We start from the raw sequence: 25928 nt of genomic DNA on the forward strand, positions 1-25928 counted from the left end.
TAAGTGACAAGGCAAGCGCGTTGACACGGCCTGCATTCCCGCAGTCCCGCAACGCGCGCGGTGAGATCCCATGCAAACCATCATCGACGATCACGCGTTGTTCGTGGCGAAACATCCCGGCGCGTTCCTGCTGCAAACCTTGAAGGCTTTCCGCGCGAACCAGGGCTTGCTGCTCGCGGGCGCGGTCGCGTATTACGCGTTGCTGTCGATCGTGCCGCTGATGATCCTGATCGTGATCGTGCTGTCGCGCGTCGTGCCGCAACATGTGTTGCTGGCGGCGCTCGCGCATCTGTTGCAATGGCTGGTGCCGGGCCAGTCGAATGCGCTGGTGCGCGAGCTGGCCAATTTTCTCGCGCATCGCGCGGTGATCGGCTGGGTCCTGCTGCTCACCATGATCTTCTTCAGCTCGCTCGCCTTCACCGTGCTGGAGAACGCGATGTCGCTGATCTTCGTTCACCGCGTGGTGGTGCGTCGGCGGCACTTCCTGTTGTCGGCCATGCTGCCGTATTGCTACATTCTCTTTCTCGGCGCCGGCTTGCTGATCGTCACCTTCGTGTCGAGCGGTCTCGAGGCGATCGGCGCCGAGGGCATCGAGCTGTTCGGCCTGCATGTTTCGCTGCAAGGACTCTCACGTGTCGTGCTGTATCTGCTCGGCCTCGCGGGCGAAATTTTCGTGCTCACTTCGATCTATATGGTGATGCCGGTCGGGCGCCCTTCGCTCAAACATGCGCTGTTCGGCGGGGTAGTCGCCGCCGTGCTGTGGGAAATCACCCGGCACGTGCTGGTCTGGTATTTCGCGACCCTTTCGCAAGTCAGCGTGGTGTACGGGTCGCTGACCATGGCGATCGTGATCCTGTTCAGTCTGGAATGGCTCGCCACCCTGCTGCTATTCGGCGCTCAGGTGATTTCGCAATACGAACGATTCGGCATCGAGCCACTCGAGGCGCCGCAGCCGAAGATCGAGACCGGTTGATGCAACCCGGAACGGAAATCCAGCCGCGTTCCGACTGTCAGCCAACCTTCGCCGCGCCGAGGGTTCATGCGGATTGCATCGCACATGGCGGCCGCTCACGGATCACCCCCGTTCGGAACCAAACCCCGGTCGCCGCGTCAGACGCACAACCTCTCGCTCCGCGTCACCCGCGGCCCCCGTGCAGAGACACAGGCACACGGCCTCGCGGCAAGACTGCGGTAACATTCTGCTGAATACCGGCTCAAGCGCGCGCCTCGCTCAATCGCCGCTTCCATCCGGCAGGCTTCAGGAACAGACCATGAGCATCACCCAGCGCAACAACCTACAGATTTCCGGCAGCGGCAAACGGACCATGGTGCTCGCGCACGGCTTCGGTTGCGATCAGACCATGTGGCGCTACCTCGCGCCGTCGTTTCATGGCGACTACCGGACCGTGCTGTTCGACCATGTCGGCAGCGGCTCGTCGGACCTGGCCGCTTACGACGTCGACAAATACAACTCGCTCCAGGGTTACGCCATCGATCTGATCGAGATCATCCGCGAAGTCGCCGAGGGCCCGGTCGTGTTCGTCGGCCACTCCGTGAGCGCGATGATCGGCCTGATCGCGAGCCTCGATGCACCGGAACTCTTCCGCGCGCATATCATGGTCGGCCCGTCGCCGTGTTATGTGAATGACGGCGACTACATAGGCGGCTTCTCTCGCGAAGATGTCGAAGACCTGCTGCGCACGCTGGAGAGCAACTACCTCGGCTGGTCGAGCACGATGGCGCCGGCCATCATGGGTGCGCCGGAGCAGCCGGAACTCGGCGCCGAGCTGACCAACAGCTTTTGCCGCACGGATCCCGACATCGCACGGCAATTCGCGCGCGTCACGTTTCTTTCCGATCATCGCGAGATCCTGCCACGCACCGTCACGCCCACGCTGATCCTGCAATGTAGCGACGACATCATCGCGCCGCGCGCGGTCGGCGAATACATGCACCGCATGATGCCCGGCAGCACCTTGCATCTCATCGAAAACGTCGGCCACTGTCCGCACCTGAGTTCGCCCGGCGCGAGCGCGGCGGCCATGAACGAATTTCTCGGGCCGATGCGCCTGTAACGCAATGCAAAGCACGCACTACCCGCTGCCCTCCGCCGATACGTTGTTCGAGCACGCCGCCTGCGGCCTGCTCGTCACGGATGTGAACGGCCGCATTCTGCGCGTGAACGCGACGTTCTGCGGCTGGCTCGGCTATGAAGCAACGGAGCTTGCCGGAGCGAGGCAAATCCAGGATCTGCTGAGCGCCGGCGGCAAGGTGTTCTATCAAACGCACTGGGCGCCGCTGCTGCAAATGCAGGGTTCGGTCGCTGAGGTCAAGCTGAACGTGATGCATCGCGACGGCCACATGCTGCCGATGCTGCTCAACGCGGTGCGCCGCCGTCATGGCGAGCTGACCTACCTCGAATTGGCGGTGCTGGTCGTCGCCGATCGCCATAAGTACGAGCAGGAGTTGCTGCTCGCGCGCCGCAATGCCGAAGCGTCCGTCGCCGCGCATCAGCTCGCGCAAAAAGAGTTGCAGGAAAGCCGCGATGTACTGAGTCTCGCCATGCGCGGCGCGCGCATGGGCGCGTGGTCGCATGAGCCGAAGTCCGGCAAGTTCTGGTGGAGCCGCGAACTGGAAGCGCTCGCGGGTTACGCCGAAGGACGCTTTGCCAACACGCCCGGCGGCTTTTTCGAACTGATTCATCCGGGCGACCTGATCGCGCTGAACGAGGCCGTGGATCATGCGGTGGAAACCGGCGACGATTACGTCGCCGAGTTCCGCTTTCTGCATGCGAGCGGCGACTGGTGCTGGATGGAAGGCCGCGGCCGCGCCGCCTACGACCGCCACGGCGAGCCGCTGATGATCTACGGCCTCGGCATCGACATTACCGAGCGCAAGGAAGCACAGACCGTGCTGCTGCGCCAGGCCGCGATCTTCGAGCACCTGAGCGACGCGATCGTGATCACCGATCTGCGCGGCAATATCACCGACTTCAACGTGGGCGGCGAACGCATGCTCGGTTATCGCATGCGCGAGATTCTCGGCAAGCCCGTCGCGATTTTCCTCGCGCCGGAAGATGCGCTGAAGATCCGCCGGGAAGCGCTGGCGGCGCTGGCCGCCGACGGCACGTGGCGCGGCGAGTTGCCTTTCGTGCGGCGCGACGGTTCGCGCGGCGTCTGCGAGACCGTCGTCAAACCGCTCGCGAACGCGCGTGGCGACATCTACGGCGCGGTCAGCATCAATCGCGACATTACCGAGCGCCGGCGTGCCGAACAGCAACTCACGCGGCTCAATCTCGAACTCTCCAAGGCCGACCGCCGCAAGGATGAATTCCTCGCCACGCTCGCACATGAGCTGCGCAATCCGCTCGCGCCCATGCGCAACGTGCTGGAGATCTTGCGCCTGAAGGAGTTCGCCGATCCGCAACTGAACTGGTCGCGCGACGTGTTCGACCGGCAACTGCAACACATGACGCACCTGGTCGACGATCTGCTCGAAGTCTCGCGCATCACCCAGGGCAAGCTCGAGTTGCGCAAGCAACGGCTCGAACTGGCGCGCTCGATGCAATCGGCCATGGAAGCGGCGCGGCCGACCGTGCAGGCCTCGTCGCATCATCTGAGCGTCACGCTGCCGCGCGAGCCGCTCTATCTGATCGCCGACCCCACGCGCCTGTCGCAGATGATCCTGAATCTGCTGAACAATGCGGCCAAGTACACGCCGCCGGGCGGCACCATCTCGCTCGCGGCCGAGCGCGAAGGCGACGAAGCGGTGATCGTCGTGCGCGATTCCGGTATCGGCATTCCGCACGAGCATCTGGACAGCGTGTTCGAAATGTTCTCGCAACTCGCGCCGGCGCTGGACCGCTCGCAGGGCGGCCTCGGCATCGGTCTCGCGCTGGTGCGCGGCCTCGCGGAACTGCATGGCGGCACGGTCGCGGCCTTCAGCGAAGGCCCCGGCAAAGGCAGCGAATTCGTGATCCGGCTGCCGGTGACGACCCTCGCCACGCAGCCTTCCGACAGCGCGCCGCCGGAAGCGCCGAACGCGGCCGGCCTGCGCGTGCTGGTCGTCGACGACAACGCCGACGCCGCCGAGAGTCTCGCGATGGTGCTCGAACTCGAGGGCCACGAAGTGCGCACGGCCGGTGACGGCATTGCCGGTCTCGAACTGATCGACGCGTTTGCGCCGCAGGCGGTGATTCTCGATATCGGCCTGCCGCGTCTGAACGGCTACGAAGTCGCGCGGCGGATTCGCCGCGATCATCACGACGCCGGCATTCTGCTGATCGCCGTCACCGGCTGGGGTCAGCAGCAGGACAAGCAAACCGCCGTGGAAGCCGGCTTCGACCACCACTTCACGAAACCGGTCGATCCGCGGGAACTGCAACGGGTGTTGAGCCGGCAGCGGGTTTGAGCGGCGGGCGCGGCTTGTTAAACTGACGCGATTTCCGCCACCCGCCCCGTTATGCTCAGCCACGCCTTTTCCACCTTTGCCGCCGCCCCCTTTGGCGCCGGCTCGCCGCAAACCGGCACGCTGCCCCATGTTTGACGAAGCGCAGGTGACACGCACGCTGGCCGCGCGCGGCGTCGTGCCCGATGCGAGCCAACGTGCCGCCATTGCAGCGCTCGCCAGTCTGCTCGGCGCACACGGCCAAAGCGCGAGATCGTCCGGTGGGGCATTAGCGCTTCAAGGCGTGTATTGCCATGGCCTGCCGGGGCGCGGCAAGAGTCTGGTGGTCGATACCGTGTTCGAACTGGCTAACTGCCGCAAGCGGCGTTTGCACTTCCACGAATTTCTGCGTGAGATGAACCGGCGGCTCGTGAGCGAGCCACGCGGCGACGACCGGCTCGGCTCGGTCTCGCGGCAATGGCTCGATGGTAGCGAGTTGCTGTGCTTCGACGAATTCCACGTGCACGATATTGCCGACGCGTTCCTGATGGGCCGCTTTCTCGATACCGCGATCGAACTGGGCACACGTATCGTGCTCACCTCGAACTACGCGCCGGACGGCCTGCTCTGCGACCAGGAGTTTCACGAGCGGTTTCTGCCGACCATCGATCAGATCAAACGCGGCTTCACCGTGATTCATTTCGACGGCGCGCGCGACTACCGTTTCGGTGGAGAACAAGCGGAAGCGCCGCGTTTCTTTGCACCGCTCGGCTCCGCCACCGCTGACGCGCTGCGCCAGGTTTTCGTGCGCTACGAAGGCAACGAAACGTTGCATCCGGTCACGTTGAGCGCGGCCGGCCGGCCACTCGCCGCGCGCGCGGCGGGCGCGGCCTTGCTATGGGCCGACTTCGAGAACCTGTGCGTGGCGAGCCGGTCGCATCTCGACTATCTGGAGCTTGCCGAGCAATGGCACGGTCTGATGCTCGACAATCTGCGCACCGAATGGCTGACGCACCCGCATACGCTGCAACGGCTCGTCTGGCTGGTCGATATCTTCTACGACCGCAAGCGCGCCCTGTTCATCGCGTCCGATGCGCCGATCGCAGCGGCGCTCGGCGGGCTCGAAGGCGCGCATGATTTGTCGCGCACGCTGAGCCGCCTCGCTGAAATGCAATCGCGCGCGTATCGCAGCACGCTCGACCGTGCGCGCGCGACGTCCGCGGATATGCCCGAGGACGCAGTAGACGATCCCGTGTAATCCGGCCCGCAGGCGTGTGCGATCCGCACGCACGCGACGCGCGCGTTGCTGCAAATATTGCAACGCGATAGCAAATCCTGCTCGCTGCCCGATCGTTCGACCCGGGCGAATGTATCGCGGATTCATCGGATGAAACGGCATCAGCGATGGATCGACCACGCCGACCGTAGGCCTGATCGGCGGCGAGACGCGGCCGACCCTCATCGCGTGCTCGGTCAGACGCCGCATGAGTACGCGTATGTGATGATCGCTTATGGTCCGTGGACGTATTGGGTCGATCGCAACGACTTCGATTCGAAATACGCATTCACGGTGGTGCAGAATCTGATGGCGCTCGCTGAGGCTCGATACGAGCAGCAAGGCGCCGGTGTGGCGATTCCGGCGAATTGATGCGGCGGATGTTGCCGCGCGTGATGCTGTGGCGGTAGCGGCGTGCCAGTCCCGGCTGCAATTGAAAAAACGGCGGTGTGAACTGCCCCCGCCGGTCATTTTTTTAGCGCAGCGCGCCCGGCTTCACTCCTCGCCGCGCCCGGACTTCACCCGCGCGATCTGCTGTTTCGCCGCTTCGTACACATGCTCCGGCGTGAAGCCGAACTTCTTCTTCAACTCGGCAAGCGGCGCGGAAGCACCGAACGTATGCATCACCACCTGCGCGCCGGGACGCCCGACATAGCGATCCCAGCCCAGCGACGCGGCCTGTTCGACCGCGACCCGCGCATTTACGTCCGGTGGCAACACGAAATCCTGGTACGCTTCGTCCTGACGCTCGAAGAGATCCCACGACGGCATCGAGACCACCCGCGCCGCGATGCCCTCGCTCTTGAGTTTTTCATACACGTCCACGCAAACCGACAGTTCGCTGCCCGTCGCGATCAGGATCACCTCCGGTTTTTGTCCGTCGGCTGCATCGGCGAGCACATAGGCGCCCTTGCGCGTGCCCTGCGCGGACGCATAGCGGTTGCGGTCCAACGTGGGCAACGGCTGACGCGACACGACGATGCAAGACGGCCGCCGCGGCTCGGCCAGCGCCGCCCGCCACGCTTCGGCCACTTCGTTGGCATCGCCCGGACGCAGCACCGTCAGTCCTGGCACGCCGCGCAGCGACGCTAGCTGCTCGATAGGCTGATGAGTCGGACCATCTTCGCCTACGCCGATCGAATCGTGCGTGAACACGTAAATGGCCGGCACTTCCATGATCGCCGAGAGGCGGATCGGCGGCTTCATATAGTCGCTGAAAATCAGAAAGGTCGAGCCGAATGGCCGCAGACTCGATAGTGCAAGGCCGTTCACCGCCGCACCCATCGCATGCTCGCGGATGCCGAAATGCAGATTGCAGCCGCCGTAGTTGTCGTGTTCGAAGCTGCCCGCGCCTTCGAACTTCAGATTGGTTTTGGTGGACGGCGAGAGGTCGGCCGCGCCGCCGATCATCCACGGCACGCGCGCGGCAATCGCGTTGAGCACCTTGCCCGACGACTCACGTGAAGCCACTCCCTTCGGGTCCGCGTCGAAGGTCGGGATGTCGCTGTCCCATCCCGCCGGCAATTCGTGCGCCTCGATCTGCGCGAATTCACGCGCCAGTTCCGGGTGTTTTTTATTGTAGGCGTCGTACCTGGCCTGCCATTGTTCGCGCGCCGCCTTGCCTCGCGCGCCGATGCCCGCCGCGAAGCGTTCGTGCACCCCGTCTGGCACATAGAAGAATTTGTCCTCGGGCCAGCCGTAGGCCTTCTTGGTGAGCGCCACTTCTTCGACGCCGAGCGGCTCGCCGTGCGCCGCCGAACTGTCCTGCTTGTGCGGCGCGCCCCAACCGATAATGCTGTGCACGACGATCAGCGTCGGCCTGTCGGTAATGCTTTTCGCCTCGACAAAAGCCGCTTCGAGCGCGGCGGCGTCGTTTGCGTCGTTCACGCGCAGCGTGTGCCAGTTGTAGCCGCGAAAGCGGCTTTCCACATCGTCGCTGTACGCGAGGTCGGTATGGCCTTCAATCGTGACGCGGTTGCTGTCGTAAATCCAGATCAGATTCGACAGCTTCAGATGACCCGCGAGCGATGCCGCTTCGTGCGATATCCCTTCCATCATGTCGCCGTCGCCACACAGGGCGTAGACGCGATAGTCGAACAACGACGCATCGGGCTTGTTGAAATGGCTTTCGTACCAGCGTGCCGCCATCGCCATGCCGACGCTGTTGCCTAACCCCTGCCCGAGCGGGCCGGTGGTGGTCTCCACGCCTGTCGTCATCCGGTACTCGGGGTGGCCCGGCGTCTTGCTGCCCATCTGGCGGAAGTGCTCGATGTCGTCGAGCGAAACCGCGGGTCCGTCGGTCGGCTTGCCGTCGTCATCCACGGCTTTCACGTTCGCGAGGTGCAGCAGCGAATACAGCAGCATCGACGCGTGCCCCACCGACAGGACGAAGCGATCGCGATTCGGCCACAGCGGTTCGTCAGGGTCGTAGCGCAGATGGTTTTGCCACAGATGGTAGGCGACGGGGGCCAGCGCCATTGGCGTGCCCGGGTGACCGGAATTGGCCTTTTGCACAGCGTCCATCGACAGCGTGCGGATCGTGTTGATGCACAGCTGATCGAGGGCGGGATCGTTTTGCATGGGACACTCCTTGTTCGGCATTGAAGAGACGGCGGGGTCGCGCCACCTGCTTGCGCGCGCCCGGCGAACCGTGTTGATGTGGCAGAACGCATGAGGAACCGCTGCGAGGCTCAACGATGATGCGCCGATGCGCGCGAACCTGCACGGAGCGTGACACGCGGCGTGGACAGGGTCGCTCGCGAAACGCGGACCTTCTTTCAGCGGGCTTGCAGTGCGAAGCCGTCCGGCTCGTCGCATGCGCGCGCGAGCAAACGATGCCAGCCAGCCTCAGGCGGCGCGCAGCCAGTGTTCGACCAGCGGACCCTGTTTGCCGTCGATCGGATCGAGCGGCGGAAACGGCAATGCCTCCATGGCCGCCAGTTCCTGCGGCGTGAGCGCCTCGCGGCGGATATCCCACTGCTGGCCCTCGGGGTAGCCCGCCACCACCTGGAAATGCCGCGCGAACGATTGCAGGCAGTGGCCGGTGCCGGCCGGCAGCAGGATCGCGTCGCCGGCGCAGAGCGTCACCACCCTGCCTCCCGGGCCGCCCACGATCACCTGCGCCGAACCGTCCGTCACGCCCAATATTTCGTGGGCGGTGGCATGGAAATGATGGTAGTCGAAAATGCCGTCGCGCCATTGCGGCGGCCATGCATTGCGCTCGAAGAGGATTTCGAACCCGGCCGCGAGGTCACCGCTTTCCGGCATGAGCGCGCGCCGGTAGATCACGACCGGCAGCTTGCGGTTATTCGGCACCCAATCGTGCGGGCTCAGCAGGAATGCTTCGAACTCCGTCTGGGCGGCGTCGAATCCATGCTTTAACTCGTTGTACATGGTTTGCTCCTTTGCGTCCTGCGGCTCGCCGCACTCCTCGCTGTACTCCTCTGAGGCCGACGCGTGCGCCGCTCCCGGCGCGCCTGTCAGCGCCGCATAAAGCGCGCCCGCGTGCGCGAGAGCGGTCTTCCGGGCCGCCTTGCGAGCGTGGCCGTGTCGATGGACGAATCGTGCAAACATATGAAGTTAATGATCCTGTGTCAGTGTTTGCGGGCGCTGCATCGATGCTTGGGATCGCGTGTCGTGCAGTCGCGCCGCGATTAGATCAGCCGCCGCCGATGCCTTGCAGCGCTTTGCCCGTGCCGCTGCATACCGTGCACTGCGCACCTTCGACCCGGCCAGTGCCATGGCGCGCGCGGCAAATGTCTTCGCCGGCGCCGGGTGCGTCTGGCGCTGCCTCATCGCCGGGGTTCGTCGGTAGGTTGTCCTGTTGCATGAGGTTCTCCCTTCGCGCTTACCGGCGCTTGCCGGACGGCACATGCCGCCTCAATCCTTGCGCTGCGGCTCGCGTCCACCGCCTCCGGGCGGTTCGGCATGAGTGCCGGTGCCCAACGGCACTTCCGCGGTTTGCGCCGGGCGGTCGCTCGAACGCGGCGGATTGGTTTGCTTGTCCACGCCGGTCTGCTCGACTGGCTCGATACCGAGCGGACTGGGTTCCACATAATGCGTGCCGCTCGGCTTGTTGCGCTGCTTTACGGCCTCGGCGGTTTGCGCGTCGGAGCTTTCCTGGGGTTTGCTGTCCGGCATGTCGCCCTCCTCATGGTGACGGGTGTTCCATCAGTGCAGCAACATCCGGTCCCTCTCCGTCAATCGTGCCCGGGGCGCACCTGCCACGAAGTGGGCACGGCCGTTGCGCTACTTCCTATGGAGGTCTGGGCCAACATTTGAGGTTCGTCAGTAAAAAGTGTGGGTTGTCGGCGGCTCGGGCAAATTGCCAAGTGCATGATATAGCGCGATTTCCGTCGTTCGAAACGTCCGGAAGCCGTACGCTTTTCTCATGGTGACTTTGGCCTTGTTGTTCAAACCCTCGACGATTCCGCTGGAGAACTGCTTGCGCGCATGAAAGTAGTTGAGAATCAGTTCTCGATGGGCGCGCACGGTGCGTGCGAACTTCTTCATTGGTTCGATGCGTGAGCGCATGACCCGGGTGCACCACTGATCGAGGAACTTGCCTGCCCAGACAGGCGAGATGTAATCCCAGATCTGCTGGAACTCCTCCTTGAGAAGATAGGCGCGGACACTGCGCAGGTTGTAGTGCAGCAGATCGCGCAGGCGCAGTCGCTGATTGTCAGTAAGGTTCTCTGGCCGCTTGAGCAAACACCAGCGGGACTTCTTGAGGACTGGCTCATAGCCGTCGCGGGTCATGCGGCGAGCTTCCTCGGCGCGAACCTCGTCGATCGCCTTGTTCATTTTGGCAACGATGTGGAAGCGGTCGAGGATGTTCAGCGCGTTGGGGCAATGTAGTGCGATCATCTCGATGTAGGGCCGCCACATGTCCGAGCAGACGAACTCGACCTGCTCGCACAACCGTTTGCCGATCATGACGAAGAACTTTGCGAAGCTTTCCTTCGTGCGCTCCTGGCCAACCCAAAGCAGGCGCACGCAGCTGGCCTCGATCTGATAGACCAGCGTGAGATAATTGTGCCCTCGGCCATACTGGATTTCATCGACGCCCAAAGCGCGGATGGTGCCGAGTTCGCGATGGGCCAGCCCCCAGTCGACCACCCACTCCACCGCCTGGGCAACCTTCTCCCAACTGGTGCGAAAGCTTTGCGCTGTCTCTTTCCAGGAGAGCTTGCGTGCCCACTGCGCGAGAAACAGCATGTAGGCCTTGGTCAGCGTGTGCTTGCCGATGGCCCACGGCACCGTCTCGACCTTCACGCCGCACTCACGGCAGTCGACGCGGCGCATGGCGTACAGCAAAATCACCGCGAAGCCCCAGATCGGAATAAATTCGAAACTACGCGATGCGAGCGTGTCATAGCCGCTGCCAGGCCGGTTGCAACACGAACAGATCGGCTTCGAACCCTTGCGTGGCCGCACGTCGATCTCGATGGTTTTGGACTGCTCGCACAGTCGGGCACTTTCATAGACGAAGCCGGGAAAATGATGGCAGGCATTGAGCAGGCGGGTCAGCAACATGGTTAGCAAGCGCGCGGGAATCAGTAAAGACGCTATTGTTACCTCAGATCCGCACGCACTGGAGCGCTACGTCCCGGACTTGCAGAACTGGCCTGCCTCATGGCGCTTCGAGGACGAGGACATCCCATTCGGACAGGCGCTCGTGAAGGTCTTCACACCTTTCCTGCAACACCTGCTGACCCACGGCTATGCCCGCAAAACGTTGCACCGCCACCGCGATCACCTTTGGATGCTTGGTGGCCATCTCATCGAAGTCCGTCACGTCGATCCGGACTTAGCCGCCATGGATGCCCGCACACTGCTTCTCAATGAGATCCACGAGTTCGGTGGCCCGCTTTCGAGGCACCTCTCCGAGCACGAGCAGAACGCCTTTGACGCTACCTGCAAGAAACTCTATCGCTTCCTCTGTCCCTCATGAATCGCATCAAACCACCCACAGATTCCGCCGACGAGCCACATTTGAAAAAAGGAGAACCTCATGACAATGACGACGATTCGCTTATCCGACACCGAAGTGCAGGTCGAGCGCACCCTGTACACCTTTGCGCAAAAGAACGACGCGGACGCATTTCAACGCTGCCTTGCCGACACCTCGATCGACAGTTGCTATCGCGCGCATCCGCCCGTATCGGCACGGCCGACCGTGCCCGACGAACATCCCGACGATACCCGTCGGGGCAGCACGATTTCGCCGTCGCTCGGCGGGATGCCATAACACCCTGCGCTTTTACGGCGGCGCGTACGTGCCGCCATCATCATTTTTCCGGGGCCGCGCGATCCGCGGCCACGATCTCCCGGCCATAGTCGATCGCCGCGCGGCGAGCCTCATCGGCGGTCGCGTATGGCCCGATCTCGGGCGCGCCGTCGAATGGAAACAGAAGCTTTCTGTCCGATTTTCTGACAACCTTCAGTCCACCTACGTAACGGCCGTCGCCTGTTCCGTGATAGCTGGCGTAAATCTCGAAGTCGTCGTCGACAACGTCGGCCTTATGTCGCGCCATTTGTGTTTCCCTTATCCCTGCACCTCAGTGCGTCATGTTCGGTTCGATATGACGGCGCGTATCGCCGCTCGGCGCGACGCGCATGTCGTGACCGAGCAATAGCCGTTCCACACGGGGGGCGCCCGCATTCGCAGCGAATCGAGACGAGTGGCATGCCGGTTGCACCCCACACACGCATGCCCACCACGGAGATCGCAATGAATCCGACGAGCACGCATTACATGGCGACGCCGCATCTGCATACGCCGGGGCCGCCCGAGGTCGATCCCGACGCGCCCCTCCCGACCAGCGACCCCGACCCGTCGCCCCCGCCCGACGATGTGCCGCCGCACGACCCGGCCCGTGCGCCGGACGGCGATCCGCCGCTCCAACCGCCGCCGGTCAGAGCCGCGTGCGGCCGGCCATGACGATGGTTGTGAGCGCAATTTAATGCAGTGGTCCGGTAATTGCGCACTCGTCTGGGACGAACCGGCGTTCCATCACCGGCCAACCCGCGAGGAGTCAGCATGAGCACGGATCAGATCACAGACACGGCGCCCGATGGCGCAGCGGCTCCCTCGACCGACAGCGAGCCGATCAAGGAATACCGCAACGCGGCGGGGGGTTGGGGCTCGGTGAAAGCGGTCGCCTCGATTCTCGTGCAGGAACACGTCACGTTGAACGGCAGCCGCATTCTGGCGCAGCAGAACAAGCCTGACGGCTTCGCCTGCGTGAGCTGTTCGTGGGCCAAACCGGCGGACCCGCACCTCTTCGAGTTCTGCGAAAACGGCGCGAAGGCGACCGCGTGGGAGCTCACCAGCAAACGTATCGACGCCGACTTTTTCGCGGCGCATACCCTGAGTGAATTGCGCTCATGGAGCGGCCTGGAACTCGAGTCGCGCGGCCGGCTAACCGCGCCGATGCGATGGGATGCCACGAGCGACCGTTACGTGCAGACCAGCTGGGAACATGCATTCGCGGAGATCGGGAAAGAGCTGCAAGCCATTCAGCCGAACGAGGCCGTGTTTTACACGTCCGGGCGCGCGTCGCTCGAAACCTCTTACATGTATGCGCTGCTCGCTCGCCTCTACGGCACGAACAATCTGCCCGACAGCTCGAACATGTGCCACGAGAGCACCTCGGTCGGCTTGCCGAAAACGATCGGCGTGCCGGTTGGGACCGTGCAGCTCGAAGACTTCACGCACACCGACTGTATGCTCTTCTTCGGCCACAACACCGGCACGAACGCGCCGCGCATGCTGCATCAATTGCAGGACGCGCGCAAACGCGGCGCGGAGATCATCACTTTCAATCCGCTCAAGGAACGCGGGCTCGTCACGTTTGCGAACCCGCAGTCGCCGCTCGACATGCTGACTCCCGCCGACACGCAGATCAGCACGCAATACCATCAGGTGAAGATCGGCGGCGATGCGGCGGCGATCGCCGGCCTCTGCAAGCTGCTGATTGAATGGGACGACGACGCGCAACGCAACGCGGCGCCGCGGGTGCTCGACGTGGCGTTCATCGCCGAACACACCCACGGCTTCGAGGCGTTCGCCGACGCCATGCGCGCCACCTCATGGGCGGAAATCGAGCAGCGCTCGCAACTCAGCCGCGCCGCGCTCGAACACGCGGCACGTGTCTATGCGAACGCGAAGGCCGCCATGGTGTTGTACGGCATGGGGATCACGCAGCATCGCAACGGCGTGCATAACGTGCAGATGCTGTCGAACCTGCTGCTTCTGCGCGGCAATATCGGCCGGCCGGGCGCGGGCATCTGTCCGATTCGCGGCCACTCGAACGTGCAGGGACAGCGCACGGTCGGCATCACCGAAAAGCCCGAGCTCGCCCCGCTCGACAAGCTGAAGCAACTGTATGGCTTCGAGCCGCCGCGCGACAAAGGCCTGAGCACGGTCGAAGCCTGCCGTGGCGTGCTCGACGGCAAGGTCAAAGCCTTCCTCGGCTTAGGCGGCAATTTCCAGGTGGCGATCCCCGATCATCATGTCATGGACCCGGCGTGGCGGCGGCTGCGGCTCACCGTGCAGATCGCCACCAAACTCAACCGCAGCCATCTGTTGCATGGCGAGGTCGCGTATCTGCTGCCATGCCTCGGGCGCATCGAGATCGACCGCCAGGCGAGCGGCGAGCAATGGGTCAGCGTGGAGGACAGCACGGCCTGCGTACACGGTTCGCATGGACTCGCGGAACCTGCCGGCGACATGCTGCTGTCCGAGCCCGCCATTGTCGCGGGCATCGCCAAGGCGCTATTGCCGCGCAATCCGAATCTCGACTGGGATGCGTGGGTGGGCGATTACGCGCTCGTGCGCGAGGCAATCGAGCGCACCTATCCGGATCAGTTTCAGGACTTCAACCAGCGCTTCAGGCAGCCTGGCGGCTTTCACCGGCCGCTGGCGGCTTGCGGGCGCAAATGGAACACCGACAGCGGCAAGGCGAATTTCATCGTGCCGGATACGCTCGACGAAGACGCGGATATGCCCTCGCGCGGCCCCGACGTGTTGCGCCTGATGACGACCCGCGGCGACAGCCAGTTCAACACCACTGTCTACGGTCTCGACGACCGCTTTCGCGGCGTGAGCGGCAGCCGCGAGGTGCTGCTCATGCATCGGGACGACATGACGCGGCTCGGCTTGGCGGAGGGCGACGCGGTATGCATCTCCACCGACTCGAACGATGGCATCGCGCGCGAGGTCGATGGCATGTATGTTCACGCGTTCGACATTCCGCCGGGCTGCATCATGGGCTACTTCCCGGAATGCAACCGGTTGATTCCGCTCTCGCATCACGCGAAATCGAGTCTGGTGCCGGCCTCGAAGTCGATTCCGGTGCGGCTGCGCAAATCGGCGGTGGTCGCGCCAACGGCGGCTTGATCACGCCGTACCGAAGTCAGCGAAGTCAGCGAAGTCAAAATTGATGCAGCATGCCCACATAAGCGCCGGTTTGCGATTCGCCGGCGAGCGGACTGGTATTGCCGGCCGCGTCGCGCGGCGACGCTTCGAGTGAAAAGTTCGAGTTGCTGCCGTTGTGCACGTAGCCCACGGTGCCGTACAGGAAGGTGCGCTTGGAGAGGTTGTAGGTGGTGCCGAGCACATACATCATCGCGTGCCCTGCGGGATCGTGCGCGGCATCGCCCGAGCCGTCGCCGACTTTGATGTAGTAGCCGCCCGCCGTTACCGCCCAGCGCGGCTGGAAAGTGTAGGTGGCGCCCAGCCAGTAGTGATCCGCGGTGTCGGCCACGCCCACCGGCGAATCGGGTGCCGAGTAATGGGTGTAGGCGCCCTGCACCTTCAGCGAGCCAAGGCGCGCATTGGCGCCCACGAAATATTCGCGCGACGCCTGGAAGATGTTGCTGAAACGGCCGTTGACATCGCGCAGTTCGTCGTAGATGCCGCGCACGTCGAAGAGCGGCGAATGATACGTCAGCATGATGCCGTCCGAGCGGCCGAACTCGCCGGCCGCGCCGCTATTGAACGCACCCGGCTGGTTGCCGAACGCATACTGCCCCTGCACGTCGAAACCCCAGAACACCGGGCTGTGATATTCGACGTTGTTACTGGTTTGCTGCCAGTTGCGCCCGCGCACGAGCGAAGCCGACGAAAACGCCTGCTGCACGAACGGGTCGAATTCCCACACGCCGTCGCTGTCGATAAACAGATTACGGCCGGCCTGCAACGTGCCCCACTCTTCGCTCTTCAAACCGGCGAACGCGCGCCGCGACCAGAGCCGTCCGCCGCTTGTCGTGCCGTTCATCACCTGCAAACCGGTTTCGAGGTTGAAGATTGCGTTCAGGCCGCCGCCCAACTCTTCATTGCCTTTGAGGCCCAGCATACTGGTGCCCCAATCGCCGCCTTCGGCGCTCCAGCGGTTCGAACTGCCACCCGCGCCGTTGCTGACGTGATTCAGATATTCCAGGCCGGCATCGAGGCGGCCATATAACGTCACGCTTGTTTGGCCATATGCGAGTGGACTTGCCAGTGCGAGAGCTGCGATGAGTTGTATAGGTAATCTCATTGTTGTGCCTTGAATTTATTCTGATGCGAGTTCTGATGCGAGATAGGGCAAAGCGAACCGCGGACCGTCCGGCACGGAAACAGAAGATCGAAAGCCGCTCAAGATAAGATAGTCGGTCATTGCGCGTCAGCCAAATCGCCACGCATTATTCGTTATTGACTATTCAACCCCTGCCATGAACGCGCCCGAACTGACCGAAGACGAAAACCTTGGCCTTTACCAACGCGTCACGGAACACGGCGCCGAATGGTGGCGAGTAAGTGTGGCCGACCGGCCGGAAAACTATCGCCTCGAACATGGCGTCGCCAACGGCGGCGGACCCGGCGTGGTCGATATCGATCTCGTGGTGGACGCGGAGAATCTGCGCGCGAAGCTCAAGAAATGGCGTCGCGAAGGCTTCGCGATCGACACCGACAAGAACGCAAGCGAGCAGTCCGCGGCCGGCCGCGTCGCATTCATGCCGGAATTGCAGCGCGCCGCGGCACGAGCCGCGGCGGCGAAACCCCGGCCGCCGGCAGAGACCGGCGAAACCGTGCGCATCGGCCACGTGGATGTGCCTTGCGGTGCCGGCAATCCGCTCGTGCCGCGCGTGAACCCGGCCTATCTGTTCTCCGGCCGCTTTAACGACATTGTCGAGGACATCGTCGAGAACCGGCGCGTGATGCTGATCGGTCACACCGGCGCCGGCAAGACCAGCCTGATCGAACAGGTCGCCGCGCGTTCGCATCACGGCGTGCTGCGCTCCAACATGAACGGGCAGACCACCGTCGGCGACTTTGTCGGCTTCTGGACGGTCAAGGGCGGGGAGACGATCTGGGTGGACGGCGTGCTGCCCACGGCCATGCGCGAAGGTCTGTGGCTGATCGTCGACGAAATCGATTTTGCCGAACCGTCGATTCTCGCCGCCCTCACCGCCGTGCTCGAACCGCACGGCCGCCTCGTGCTCAAAGAGAAAGGCAACGAGATCGTCACGCCGCATCCGGCTTTCCGGCTGTTCGCGACGGCGAACGCAGTGGGGGCAATGAGTCAGTTCAGGCATCTGTATCAGGGCGCCAATCTGATGAACGAGGCGTTTCTGGATCGCTGGCGCGTGTACCTGCTCGACTATCTGACACCCGCCGAAGAAGCCGACGTGCTGCTGGCCACGCTCGCCCCGCACATGACGCGCGCGCTCGCCACCACGCTCGCCGCGATTGCCGCCGACTGCCGCGCGGCGTTCGCTCGCGAAGACCTGTCGAGCGCGTTTTCCACCCGGCGCCTGCTCGATTGGGCCGAGTTGATGCTACGCACGGGCGACCCTGAACGCGCCGCCGGTCCAGCCATCTACGCGAAGGTGAGCCCGGAAGACGCCGCATTGATTCGCGGCATCATCCGCCATCACATCGCGCCGACCGCGGACGCGTGAGCGCCATGCACGCCACGCGCGATACCCGCAATATGCGCGATATGCGCGGCTTCGCGTTCGAGTCCACGCTCGGCAAGGTTGCCCGCGTGTTGACCGGGCAATACGGCGTGACGGTCGTGTTCAGTCCGGACGGTCCGCGCGTCGAGCCCGGCCGTATCGTGATTCCCGACTATGAGCTCGATGGCGACATCGAGCGCGATGTGCTGATCGGCTATCTGGACCTGCTGGTGGCGCGCGCGAAGCATGCGTCACTCGCGCAGCTCGACGCGCTGCCCTCGGGGGTCGCCGCGAATCTCGCGCAAGTGATCGAAGACCGCCGTGTATGCGGTCAATTGCTCGACGAATATCCGGGCGCGCGCTGGTTCATCGGCAAGCTGCGCCTGCATGCCGCCGAGCGCGTACGGCAACGCTGGCCGAAGCTTCATTGGCGCGACCGGCTGGTCTGGCTGGTGGAGCGCGCCCTGTGGGACGAACCGCCCACCCTGACCGAGGCGAGCCATTCGCTGCGCGCCGCCTTGCACGCCGCGCAGGATCTGCTGCACGAGGCCCGCGCGAGCCGCTCGACCACGCAGAGCATCGCGGCGGCGCGGGCGCTCGTGGCGCGTGTACGCGCGCTGTCGGCAGGCGAAGTGAACAGCATGGCGTTCACGGCGGATCCGCTTGAGGACATCGACACGGAAACGGCGGCGTCCTCCGCGCAGTTCGACGACGACACCGTGCTGCCGGATCAGGACAGCGCCCATTCGCCGCCGTCCGATCGCAGCGGTGGCGCACAGGCGGACGAAGCGGTCGGTATGGGGCAATCATTGGCGCAGGCGCAACAGCCGTCTGAACGCTCCGAAGGCGAAGCCGCCGCCTCTGCGACGGATGCGTCGCGAGCCCGGCTGTCGATCCCGCTCGCCACCGAATTCGACGAGATCCGCGATCTCACGGGCGACGGCGACAGCACCGCGTGGCGCGAGCTGCGGGCGCAGGCTCGCGCGGACACCGCGCCGCTCAAGGACAAGCTCGAGCGCGCGCTGAGCGCCGACGAACGCACCCGCTGGCGCCGCGAACAGGAGCGCGGCGAGATCGATCGCACCGCGCTTGCGAAGCTCGCGACCTCGCCCGGCTACCGCACGCCGTTTCGCACGCAGCGGCCCGCCAAAGGACGCGACGTGGCCGTGACCCTGCTGATCGACCGCAGCGGCTCGATGGCCGGGCGCAAGATCGAGCTGGCACGCCAGTGCGCGGCCGCCTTGTGCGATGCGCTGACGCAACTGTCGTTCGATTGCGAAGTACTTGGGTATTGCTCGGTCGAATCCGCGCCGATGAAGCAGCTCTACGCGCGGCAGCTTGCCGCCGGCGCGGATTTACGGCGCTATAACCGCTTCGTTGAACGGCTCGATCTGAAAATCTATAAACGCTTTGGCGCGACCGATTTGAGCGCAATCGCCGCGATCGACTGCGGGCACGAGAATCCGGACGGCGAAGCGCTGGCCTGGGCCGCGACACGGCTTGCCGACCACCAGGCCGAACGGCGCATTCTGATGGTGTTTTCCGACGGCTACCCGTCCACCGGCGACGGCGACCCGCAGGTGCTGCGCAGCGATCTGCGCGAGCGCGTCGCGGCCATCGCCAAACGCGGTATCGAACTGGTCGGGATCGGCGTGCTGACCGACGCGGTCGAGGACTTCTATCCGCACAACGTGGTGGTGAGCCGTCTCGCCGAACTGCCGTCGACGGTGTTCTCCGTGTTGAGTTCGATGCTGCTCACGCGCTGACACCCGCACACATCTCGCTCAAAACGCATTCAGCGGAATTTTCAGGTAACGCACGCCGTTGTCTTCCGGCTCCGGCAACCCGCCCGCGCGGATATTGATCTGGATGGCCGGCAGAATCAACGTGGGCATGCCGAGCGTACGATCGCGCGCGGTGCGCATCGCCACGAACTCCGCCGCGCTCACGCCGTCGTGCAAATGAATATTGCCGCGCCGCTGTTCGGCCACCGTGGTCTGCCACTGCGGCCCGCGCGACGGCGGCGGGTAGTCGTGACACATGCACAGCCGAGTGTCCGGCGGCAGCGCGAGCAGCGTGCGCACGGACTCGTACAGCATATGCGCGTCGCCGCCGGGAAAGTCGCAACGCGCCGAGCCGACGTCCGGCATGAACAGCGTATCGCCGACGAACACGGCGTCGCCGATCCGGTACGCCATGTCCGCCGGTGTGTGGCCGGGCACATGCAAGGCCTCGCCGCTCAACTCGCCGATGCTGAAAGTCTCGCCGGGCGCGAACAGATGGTCGAACTGCCGGCCGTCCACAGGCATGTCCTCGCCGAGGTTGAAGATGCGCCTGAAGGTGCTCTGCACGGTGCGAATGCTCTCGCCTATCGCGATCTCGCCGCCCAGGACCTCCTTCAGATATTGCGCGGCCGACAGGTGATCGGCGTGCGCATGCGTCTCGAGCAGCCATTGCACACGCAGCCCATGCGCCTTGACGAAGGCGATGACGCGATCCGCCGATACGGTCGACGTGCCGCCCGACTTCGGATCGTAGTCGAGCACGGGATCGATCACCGCGCACAGCGAACCTTCGCACGCGTAGACGACATACGTGAAGGTGCCGGTGGTGGCGTCGTAAAAGGCTTCGATCAGAGGCGTCATGGTCGGCTCCCCGCGGTTCATGCGAATTGCGGCTTGAACGGATACTGTTCGATCTGGCCGCCGCGCGCCACCACCACCGTGCTCTCGGGAATCTCTTCCCACCAGCCCGGCAAGTCCGCCAGCGGCTCGGACAACACCAGAAACGCATTCTCGCCGGCCGCCGCGATACGCGGATCGTCCGGATATAACTCGTGCAGATGACGAAACGAGGTGCTGTGAAACAGCGAGCGCGACTGCCCTTCGCTCGAATAGCGCACTGCGACGATCTGCTCGCCGTCGGTGACGCATACCGTCATGTTCAACGGCTCGTCCACGCCGTGCTTGCGGCCGGTTTCCTCGACGAAACCCACCATCCGCTCCAGCGCGGTGACCGGCGCCACCTCCAGGCCGAAGGTCAGCGCGAGGAAAAACATGACCTCGGAATCCGTCGACCCCTCGATGGAGGGAAACAGATCGGGCTCGATCATCACCATCAGATCGCGGCGCACGGCCGGATAGTTGCGGATCAGGCCGTTATGCGCGAACAGCCAGCGGCCGTGGCGGAACGGATGACAGTTGGTTTCCTGCGAAGGCGTATCCGTCGCCGAACGCACATGCGCGACGAACAGCGGCGCGCGAATCGCCCGCGCCGCTTCGCGCAGATTGCGATCGCTCCACGCCGGCTGGATGCAGCGGTAGCGAAACGGGATATCGGTCGGCTCGCCGTACCAGCCGATGCCGAAGCCGTCGCCGTTGGTCGTGGTGTAGCCGAGCCGCGAATGCAGACTCTGGTCGATCAGCGAATGTTTGGCGTTGAACAGCACCGTCTCGAGCTGAAGCGGGTTGCCCGTATAAGCGAGCCAGCGGCACATGAGGTGTTCTCCTGTCGGGTGCGTGAGCGCCCCCGGCGCCGGATGCTGCGATGGGCCGCCGGGTGCGCGTCTATTTGACCACCGGTTGCATGGTCGCAATCGGAATCAGGAATTCGGAGAAGCCGGTCAGCATGATCTGCACGCCGATGCACAGCAACAGGAACGAAGATACACGCATGGCGACCTTGGTTCCTTCCACGCCGAGGTACTTGGCGAAAATCACCGCGCGGCTATAGACCAGATAGACCGTGACGGCCACCGCCAGCGAGATCACCACCGACGCAATGCTCGAAATCACGAACGCCGAGAGCTTATGCGTGCGGTTCGCGGTCAGCGCGATGGCCGTGGCGATCGAGCCCGGCCCGGTGGTCAACGGAATGGTGAAAGGGAAAAACGCCTTCGACATCGCGTTTTCCGCGTCCACCCGTTTGACCGCCGGCTGCTCGCCCGGTTGCGTGTCCGGGGCATTGAGCATCTGCCAGCCGCCCACGGCGACGGCGAGGCCTCCGCCGATACGCAGCGCCTGCATGGAGATGCCGAAGAAATGCAGGATCGGCGTACCGATGAAAAATGCCACCAGCAGCACGCACAACACGTTGATGGCGATTTTACGGGCCAGCACCGTGCGCTCTTCCGTGCTCAGCGAAGCCGTCCGGTCGAGGAAGACGAAAGCAATGCCGATCGGGTTGATGATGCTGATCAGCCCGGTAAAGCCAAACAGAATGTCCGGGATCAGACTTTCGACCATAGGTGTTTCCGTGTCGAGCGGCGGCTCGGGAAGCTCGTCTGAGAACCCGGCGCGCCGCGCCATGTTGATAAAACCGGAGTCTCTCCGGCGTTTCGGATGATGCTCGCGCTGCGTGGCGAGATCATATCGCGGCGCGCCCGCCTGCACCGTAAAAAAGGCCGCCGCGCCGCGGCGCGGCACGCCGCGTGCTCGACCTTGCGATGCAGCAACCGAATCCATGAAGATGCGTTCGCAACTTTCAGAAAGCCTACACTTTTTTGACCTGCTTTACGCGACCAAAGCATCCGGCATACAGTCCCCAGCGAAGCCGCACTTTCAACGAGACGTACTTACTGGTTCGAGGAGTTGCCCCTATGTTGCTTCGTGTACTCGCCGCGCTGCCGTTCATCGGCATTCTGCTCGGTGTTCCGTTTGTCAATCGTGTCGAGCCGCTGATGCTCGGCATGCCCTTCGTGCTGGCCTGGATCGTCATGTGGGTGGTGCTCAGTTCGATCATCATGGCGATCATCTACCGTCTCGACCCGTCGAACCGTCAGCTCGCCGTGGACGGCGAGGAGGTGGGTTCATGAGCGCACTCATCATCATTGCGGCGATTACCCTGTTCGCGCTTTACCTGGGCGTGCGCGCCAAGCGCGGCCACGACATGAGCCTCGAACAATGGACCGTGGGCGGCCGCAGCTTCGGCACCGCCTTCGTGTTCCTGCTGATGGCCGGTGAAATCTACACGACCTTCACCTTCCTCGGCGGCAGCGGCTTCGCGTACGGCAAGGGCGCGCCGGTCTATTACATTCTGGCGTACGGCACGCTTGCCTATATTCTCTCGTACTGGATGCTGCCGCCGATCTGGCGTTACGCGAAGAAACATCGTCTTGTTTCCCAGCCGCACTTCTTCACGCGCAAGTACGAAAGCCCGGCGCTGGGTACGCTCGTTGCGCTGGTGGGCGTCGCCGCGCTGATCCCCTACCTCGTGCTGCAACTGAAGGGGCTCGGCATTATCGTGGCAACGGCCTCGTACGGCGCGATTTCGTCTACGGCGGCAGTATGGATCGGCGCGTGTGTCGTGACGGCTTATGTGATCGTTTCGGGCGTGCGCGGCTCGGCGTGGAATTCGGTGGTGAAGGACCTGCTGATTCTGGCGATCGTGCTGTTCCTCGGCATCTATTTGCCGCTGCACTATTACGGCGGCTTCGGCGAAATGTTCCACGCAATCGATGCCGCGCGCCCCGGCTTCCTGACCTTCCCGGCCAAGGGCTCGAGCGTGACCTGGTTCCAGTCGACGGTGCTGCTCACGGCGCTGGGCTTTTTCATGTGGCCGCATACGTTCGGTTCGATTTTCACCGCGAGGGACGAACGCATTTTCCGCCGTAATGCGATGGTGCTGCCGCTGTACCAGTTGATTCTGCTGTTCGTGTTCTTCGTGGGCTTTGCCGCCACGTTGAAGGTGCCGGGTCTGAAGGGCGGCGACATCGACCTGTCGCTGTTCCGCCTGTCGTTGCAGACCTTCGATCCGTGGTTCGTCGGCGTGATCGGCGCGGCCGGAATTCTGACCGCACTGGTGCCGGGCTCGATGATCCTGACCTCCGCGTCCACCCTGCTCGCCAACGACGTCTATCGCGGCATGGTGAGCCGCAACGCTTCGGACGCCACGGTGGCGACGCTTGCGCGTGTCCTCGTGCCGGTCGTAGCGCTGGTGGCGGTCGGCTTCACGCTGCAAGGCGGCGAAACCATTGTCGCGTTGCTGCTGATGGGCTACAGCTTTGTGACCCAGCTCTTTCCCGCCGTGATTTGCAGCCTGCGTCCGAATAACCGCGCGACCAAACAAGGCGCGTTTTGCGGGATTCTGGTGGGCGTGGCGGTGGTGGCCGTGACGACTACCATGCATCTGAACATCGGGCAGTTGATGCCGTTCCTGCCCGACGCGTTGAAGGACGTCAATATCGGGTTCCTGGCGCTGGCGGTGAATATCATCGTCTTCGCGGCGGTGAGCGCGGTGACGCAGCCGCGGCCGGTCGAGCAGACGCATGCGCCGGTGCATTGAGGTGGGAGCGGGTTGGAAGGGGTCACGGTACGGTGACCCCCGAATACGATGACCCCGCCAGAGCACTCGAACGCGCGCAGAACGGACCATTGAACTCAAGGCCCAGAGCGACCAGTTGCGCAACGTGTGGTTCGCACAAGTCACTGGGCGCTGAAACAGGGGGATTGGCACAACTGGCGAAGCAGGCTTTACACGAGGGCCGCGCGTAAAAATCAACATTGAACACGGACGATTGACCATTACCGCCGAGTAGCCGTAGCAAGGGCCGCTTGCGCGGCCTTCGCTACTTTTAATACCGGTTGCCAATATAGGCTGAGATAGAGGTCACGTCTAAAAAATCAGATTTAATACCGATGGAGAGTCCATCACCATTCAATGCAAGATCTATCAATTCACCATCGCGATTCAAATCAATGTCTGCAACGAATGACGTATTATTCCACCCTGAAGAGAGGAATATCTTACGCCAGAGCATGAAAGTTGAATTTGAACTGTATTGAATTTATTTTCAACCCAATTTTTTGGAGGGGATAGCGGATAATCTCGCAAATCAATTCGAAAGGTAACGGTTGGCCCGTCACGATGAAAGGTGACATCGTGAACATTTACTTTATCAAGAGATGGAAAATCTTCTCCGTAAATGAATGTTACTTTTCTTTTGTCTACCAAAAAATCCGTCCAATGCGACATTGCTCATCCCTTTTAAAATGGATAGTGCTCAAGCGTACCAGGTACTGTGCCTACTGTGCCATTGCGGGTATCTTCAATGGGTCTCACATTGATATGTGGCCCTTGGTTCCCCGGCGTGCCTGGTGGACCGTAACTATGGCCAGGACAATGATCCTGAATCACAACTTGAGAACCATCTTCGCGAGTGAATGTGTATTCACGTGTTTTCATCGGTTGATGACTTTCGCTCAAAATATTTTTACCATTTCTCTCAGTAAGATTTGCGAGATTAACCCGATCAGGTCGTTGCCTCATTGGCATTCTTGCATCTCTCTTTGCTGCTATAAATGCAGCATTTCGTGACTGAAAGCTCGGAGGAGATTGTCCTTCCGATGGCGTACACGACAGCCCCCACGGATCGATCCACGATATCGGATTGGGCGCATACGCATATAACCTACCCTAGCTGGCTCCCCATTGAGAATTTATTTTAAAAATCTCACCCAAAAGCATCTGATCATCAAATTCACCCTCATCCCTTAATTCCGGATCAGAGCAGTAATTGTCTACAGCACAAAACACCGCATCAAAGTATCGTTGATCAGTTGCTGGAGCATCCTGCAACTGGCCATTGTCCCTACAGGCCCTCCACGTCGCCATATATGCCCTTTCGAAAGCGACTGCCGAAATTCCTCTTGAGGCAAAGCGCTCTACCAAGATAGTCAAATCTGCTTTTGTGTATCTAGAAGACATTTCCTAGGCTCGTAAGGTCAGATACCTGTCCAGGTGACAGCTTCCACCCAGATATGAAATTCCCAGACTGATCAGTCATGACATTTAATCCAGTTTCAGGATTAAAGTAATGCATCACATCGTCGGCCCAACGATATTTTCTTGAATCGCCTGGGTTGAAGGTAAATCAACATGATCCTTCATCGCTTTCTCAAAAGCTCCAATGTTAGAGCCATTTTTATTTCCTGTAACGCTGAAATCCACAGCATGCTTGAACTTCTTGTCGAGTTGCTTCCTCGTGAAATTCACACCTTCCGAACACGCAAGTCCCAACGGATCGATCCAGCCTATCGGATTAGGCGCATACGCATAGGTGGTTAGGCGCGGAGTCGTTGTTCAAGGCCGGCCAGCGCTTCCATGTCTCCATTGACTACATCCGGCAACGCCTCACGGTGCCCCCGAATACGATGATGCCAGAGCGCGCGAGCGCGCAGAACGGTCCATTGAACTCAAGGCCCAGAGTGACCAGTTGCGCAGCGTATGGCGCGCGCAAATCACTGGCCGTTGAAACGAAGGGCCGCGTCAGTGGCCCTTTACTATTTCACTCACTTTCTACATAGCTTTTGAGATGTACCCA

27 protein-coding genes and 1 pseudogene are annotated in these 25928 nt (G+C 62.6%); 13 read left to right on the plus strand and 15 right to left on the minus strand.

Annotated elements, in window-relative coordinates; translation table 11 throughout:
* Positions 1-70: 70 nt before the first annotated feature.
* The 5 genes and pseudogenes from CJU94_RS22590 to CJU94_RS22610 form a co-directional block, all read left to right on the plus strand.
* The gene (locus CJU94_RS22590) at positions 71-973 is read left to right on the plus strand and encodes a YihY/virulence factor BrkB family protein (RefSeq protein ID WP_095420920.1); all 903 of its coding nucleotides are present in this window, start codon (positions 71-73) and stop codon (positions 971-973) included.
* A gap of 298 nt (positions 974-1271) precedes the next feature.
* Positions 1272-2075 carry an alpha/beta fold hydrolase gene (locus CJU94_RS22595; RefSeq protein WP_095420921.1) on the plus strand — a complete coding sequence of 268 codons (804 nt, stop codon included), beginning with the start codon at positions 1272-1274 and terminating at the stop codon, positions 2073-2075.
* 4 nt (positions 2076-2079) lie between these two features.
* Positions 2080-4410, plus strand: coding sequence for a hybrid sensor histidine kinase/response regulator (locus tag CJU94_RS22600; protein WP_095420922.1), 2331 nt, complete (start codon positions 2080-2082; stop codon positions 4408-4410).
* 127 nt (positions 4411-4537) lie between these two features.
* Positions 4538-5644: a cell division protein ZapE gene (zapE, locus tag CJU94_RS22605; RefSeq protein ID WP_095420923.1), complete on the plus strand. Its 1107-nt coding sequence runs from the start codon at positions 4538-4540 to the stop codon at positions 5642-5644.
* A gap of 139 nt (positions 5645-5783) precedes the next feature.
* A pseudogene (locus CJU94_RS22610) lies at positions 5784-6034 on the plus strand (hypothetical protein); the annotation flags it as partial.
* Between the two features lie 123 nt (positions 6035-6157).
* On the opposite strand, the gene tkt reads toward CJU94_RS22610, so the two are convergent.
* The 5 genes from tkt to CJU94_RS22630 all read right to left on the minus strand — a co-directional run bounded on the left by tkt (position 6158) and on the right by CJU94_RS22630 (position 11197).
* The gene (gene tkt, locus CJU94_RS22615) at positions 6158-8242 is read right to left on the minus strand and encodes a transketolase (protein ID WP_095420924.1); all 2085 of its coding nucleotides are present in this window, start codon (positions 8240-8242) and stop codon (positions 6158-6160) included.
* Positions 8243-8509: 267 nt separating this feature from the next.
* Positions 8510-9055 carry a cupin domain-containing protein gene (locus CJU94_RS22620; protein WP_095422746.1) on the minus strand — a complete coding sequence of 182 codons (546 nt, stop codon included), beginning with the start codon at positions 9053-9055 and terminating at the stop codon, positions 8510-8512.
* A gap of 265 nt (positions 9056-9320) precedes the next feature.
* On the minus strand, positions 9321-9491 hold the full coding sequence (locus tag CJU94_RS41450) for a hypothetical protein (RefSeq protein WP_167397568.1): 171 nt from the start codon (positions 9489-9491) through the stop codon (positions 9321-9323).
* A 50-nt stretch (positions 9492-9541) separates the two neighbouring features.
* A complete protein-coding gene (locus tag CJU94_RS22625) occupies positions 9542-9802 on the minus strand; it encodes a hypothetical protein (protein ID WP_095420925.1) in 261 nt (86 codons plus the stop codon).
* A gap of 147 nt (positions 9803-9949) precedes the next feature.
* Positions 9950-11197, minus strand: coding sequence for an ISL3 family transposase (locus CJU94_RS22630; RefSeq protein WP_095417046.1), 1248 nt, complete (start codon positions 11195-11197; stop codon positions 9950-9952).
* Between CJU94_RS22630 and CJU94_RS22635 the strand changes: the two genes are divergently transcribed.
* Entirely contained in the window at positions 11196-11615 is a 420-nt protein-coding gene (locus CJU94_RS22635; protein ID WP_095417045.1) for a hypothetical protein, read from the plus strand. The genes CJU94_RS22630 and CJU94_RS22635 overlap by 2 nt on opposite strands.
* Positions 11616-11675: 60 nt before the next feature.
* Complete coding sequence (locus tag CJU94_RS22640) at positions 11676-11912, plus strand: hypothetical protein (RefSeq protein ID WP_095420926.1); 237 nt, start codon at positions 11676-11678, stop codon at positions 11910-11912.
* A gap of 40 nt (positions 11913-11952) precedes the next feature.
* Here the strand turns inward: CJU94_RS22640 and CJU94_RS22645 are convergent, their stop codons facing one another.
* Positions 11953-12198, minus strand: coding sequence for a DUF6723 family protein (locus tag CJU94_RS22645; RefSeq protein WP_095420927.1), 246 nt, complete (start codon positions 12196-12198; stop codon positions 11953-11955).
* A 152-nt stretch (positions 12199-12350) separates the two neighbouring features.
* Here CJU94_RS22645 and CJU94_RS22650 point away from each other — a divergent pair, with 152 nt between their 5' ends.
* On the plus strand, positions 12351-12605 hold the full coding sequence (locus CJU94_RS22650) for a hypothetical protein (protein WP_244221051.1): 255 nt from the start codon (positions 12351-12353) through the stop codon (positions 12603-12605).
* Between the two features lie 99 nt (positions 12606-12704).
* Positions 12705-15065, plus strand: coding sequence for an FdhF/YdeP family oxidoreductase (locus CJU94_RS22655; RefSeq protein ID WP_095420928.1), 2361 nt, complete (start codon positions 12705-12707; stop codon positions 15063-15065).
* A gap of 34 nt (positions 15066-15099) precedes the next feature.
* Here CJU94_RS22655 and CJU94_RS22660 read toward each other — a convergent pair whose 3' ends face one another.
* The gene (locus CJU94_RS22660) at positions 15100-16206 is read right to left on the minus strand and encodes a porin (protein WP_095420929.1); all 1107 of its coding nucleotides are present in this window, start codon (positions 16204-16206) and stop codon (positions 15100-15102) included.
* A 175-nt stretch (positions 16207-16381) separates the two neighbouring features.
* On the opposite strand from CJU94_RS22660, the gene CJU94_RS22665 reads away from it, so the two are divergent.
* Together CJU94_RS22665 and CJU94_RS22670 are read left to right on the plus strand one after the other, a co-directional pair.
* Positions 16382-17611, plus strand: coding sequence for an AAA family ATPase (locus tag CJU94_RS22665; RefSeq protein WP_095420930.1), 1230 nt, complete (start codon positions 16382-16384; stop codon positions 17609-17611).
* A 5-nt stretch (positions 17612-17616) separates the two neighbouring features.
* The gene (locus CJU94_RS22670) at positions 17617-19374 is read left to right on the plus strand and encodes a cobaltochelatase CobT-related protein (protein WP_095420931.1); all 1758 of its coding nucleotides are present in this window, start codon (positions 17617-17619) and stop codon (positions 19372-19374) included.
* An 18-nt stretch (positions 19375-19392) separates the two neighbouring features.
* Here the strand turns inward: CJU94_RS22670 and CJU94_RS22675 are convergent, their stop codons facing one another.
* The 3 genes from CJU94_RS22675 to CJU94_RS22685 form a co-directional block, all read right to left on the minus strand.
* Complete coding sequence (locus tag CJU94_RS22675; protein ID WP_095422748.1) at positions 19393-20253, minus strand: MBL fold metallo-hydrolase; 861 nt, start codon at positions 20251-20253, stop codon at positions 19393-19395.
* A 17-nt stretch (positions 20254-20270) separates the two neighbouring features.
* The gene (locus tag CJU94_RS22680; protein WP_095420932.1) at positions 20271-21104 is read right to left on the minus strand and encodes a class II glutamine amidotransferase; all 834 of its coding nucleotides are present in this window, start codon (positions 21102-21104) and stop codon (positions 20271-20273) included.
* Positions 21105-21174: 70 nt separating this feature from the next.
* The gene (locus tag CJU94_RS22685; RefSeq protein WP_095422749.1) at positions 21175-21852 is read right to left on the minus strand and encodes a MarC family protein; all 678 of its coding nucleotides are present in this window, start codon (positions 21850-21852) and stop codon (positions 21175-21177) included.
* Positions 21853-22205: 353 nt separating this feature from the next.
* Between CJU94_RS22685 and CJU94_RS22690 the strand changes: the two genes are divergently transcribed.
* Together CJU94_RS22690 and CJU94_RS22695 are read left to right on the plus strand one after the other, a co-directional pair.
* Positions 22206-22421: a DUF3311 domain-containing protein gene (locus CJU94_RS22690; RefSeq protein ID WP_095420933.1), complete on the plus strand. Its 216-nt coding sequence runs from the start codon at positions 22206-22208 to the stop codon at positions 22419-22421.
* Positions 22418-23890 (plus strand): sodium:solute symporter family protein, encoded by a 1473-nt coding sequence (locus CJU94_RS22695; protein WP_095420934.1) that lies wholly within the window; start codon positions 22418-22420, stop codon positions 23888-23890. The genes CJU94_RS22690 and CJU94_RS22695 overlap by 4 nt, the downstream gene beginning before the upstream one ends.
* A gap of 405 nt (positions 23891-24295) precedes the next feature.
* Here CJU94_RS22695 and CJU94_RS42515 read toward each other — a convergent pair whose 3' ends face one another.
* The 5 genes from CJU94_RS42515 to CJU94_RS22720 form a co-directional block, all read right to left on the minus strand.
* Complete coding sequence (locus CJU94_RS42515) at positions 24296-24580, minus strand: Imm50 family immunity protein (protein WP_095420935.1); 285 nt, start codon at positions 24578-24580, stop codon at positions 24296-24298.
* Between the two features lie 12 nt (positions 24581-24592).
* Positions 24593-24880: an HNH/endonuclease VII fold putative polymorphic toxin gene (locus CJU94_RS42520; RefSeq protein ID WP_095420936.1), complete on the minus strand. Its 288-nt coding sequence runs from the start codon at positions 24878-24880 to the stop codon at positions 24593-24595.
* 141 nt (positions 24881-25021) lie between these two features.
* Positions 25022-25312 (minus strand): colicin immunity domain-containing protein, encoded by a 291-nt coding sequence (locus tag CJU94_RS22710; RefSeq protein WP_095420937.1) that lies wholly within the window; start codon positions 25310-25312, stop codon positions 25022-25024.
* The gene (locus CJU94_RS42525; RefSeq protein WP_095420938.1) at positions 25302-25427 is read right to left on the minus strand and encodes a colicin D domain-containing protein; all 126 of its coding nucleotides are present in this window, start codon (positions 25425-25427) and stop codon (positions 25302-25304) included. The genes CJU94_RS22710 and CJU94_RS42525 overlap by 11 nt, the downstream gene beginning before the upstream one ends.
* Entirely contained in the window at positions 25427-25600 is a 174-nt protein-coding gene (locus CJU94_RS22720) for a colicin D domain-containing protein (protein ID WP_157763799.1), read from the minus strand. Before CJU94_RS22720 ends, CJU94_RS42525 begins: the two co-directional genes overlap by 1 nt.
* Positions 25601-25928 lie beyond the last annotated feature (328 nt).

Origin of the sequence: Paraburkholderia aromaticivorans, from assembly GCF_002278075.1 — a bacterium.
Classification (GTDB): domain Bacteria; phylum Pseudomonadota; class Gammaproteobacteria; order Burkholderiales; family Burkholderiaceae; genus Paraburkholderia; species Paraburkholderia aromaticivorans.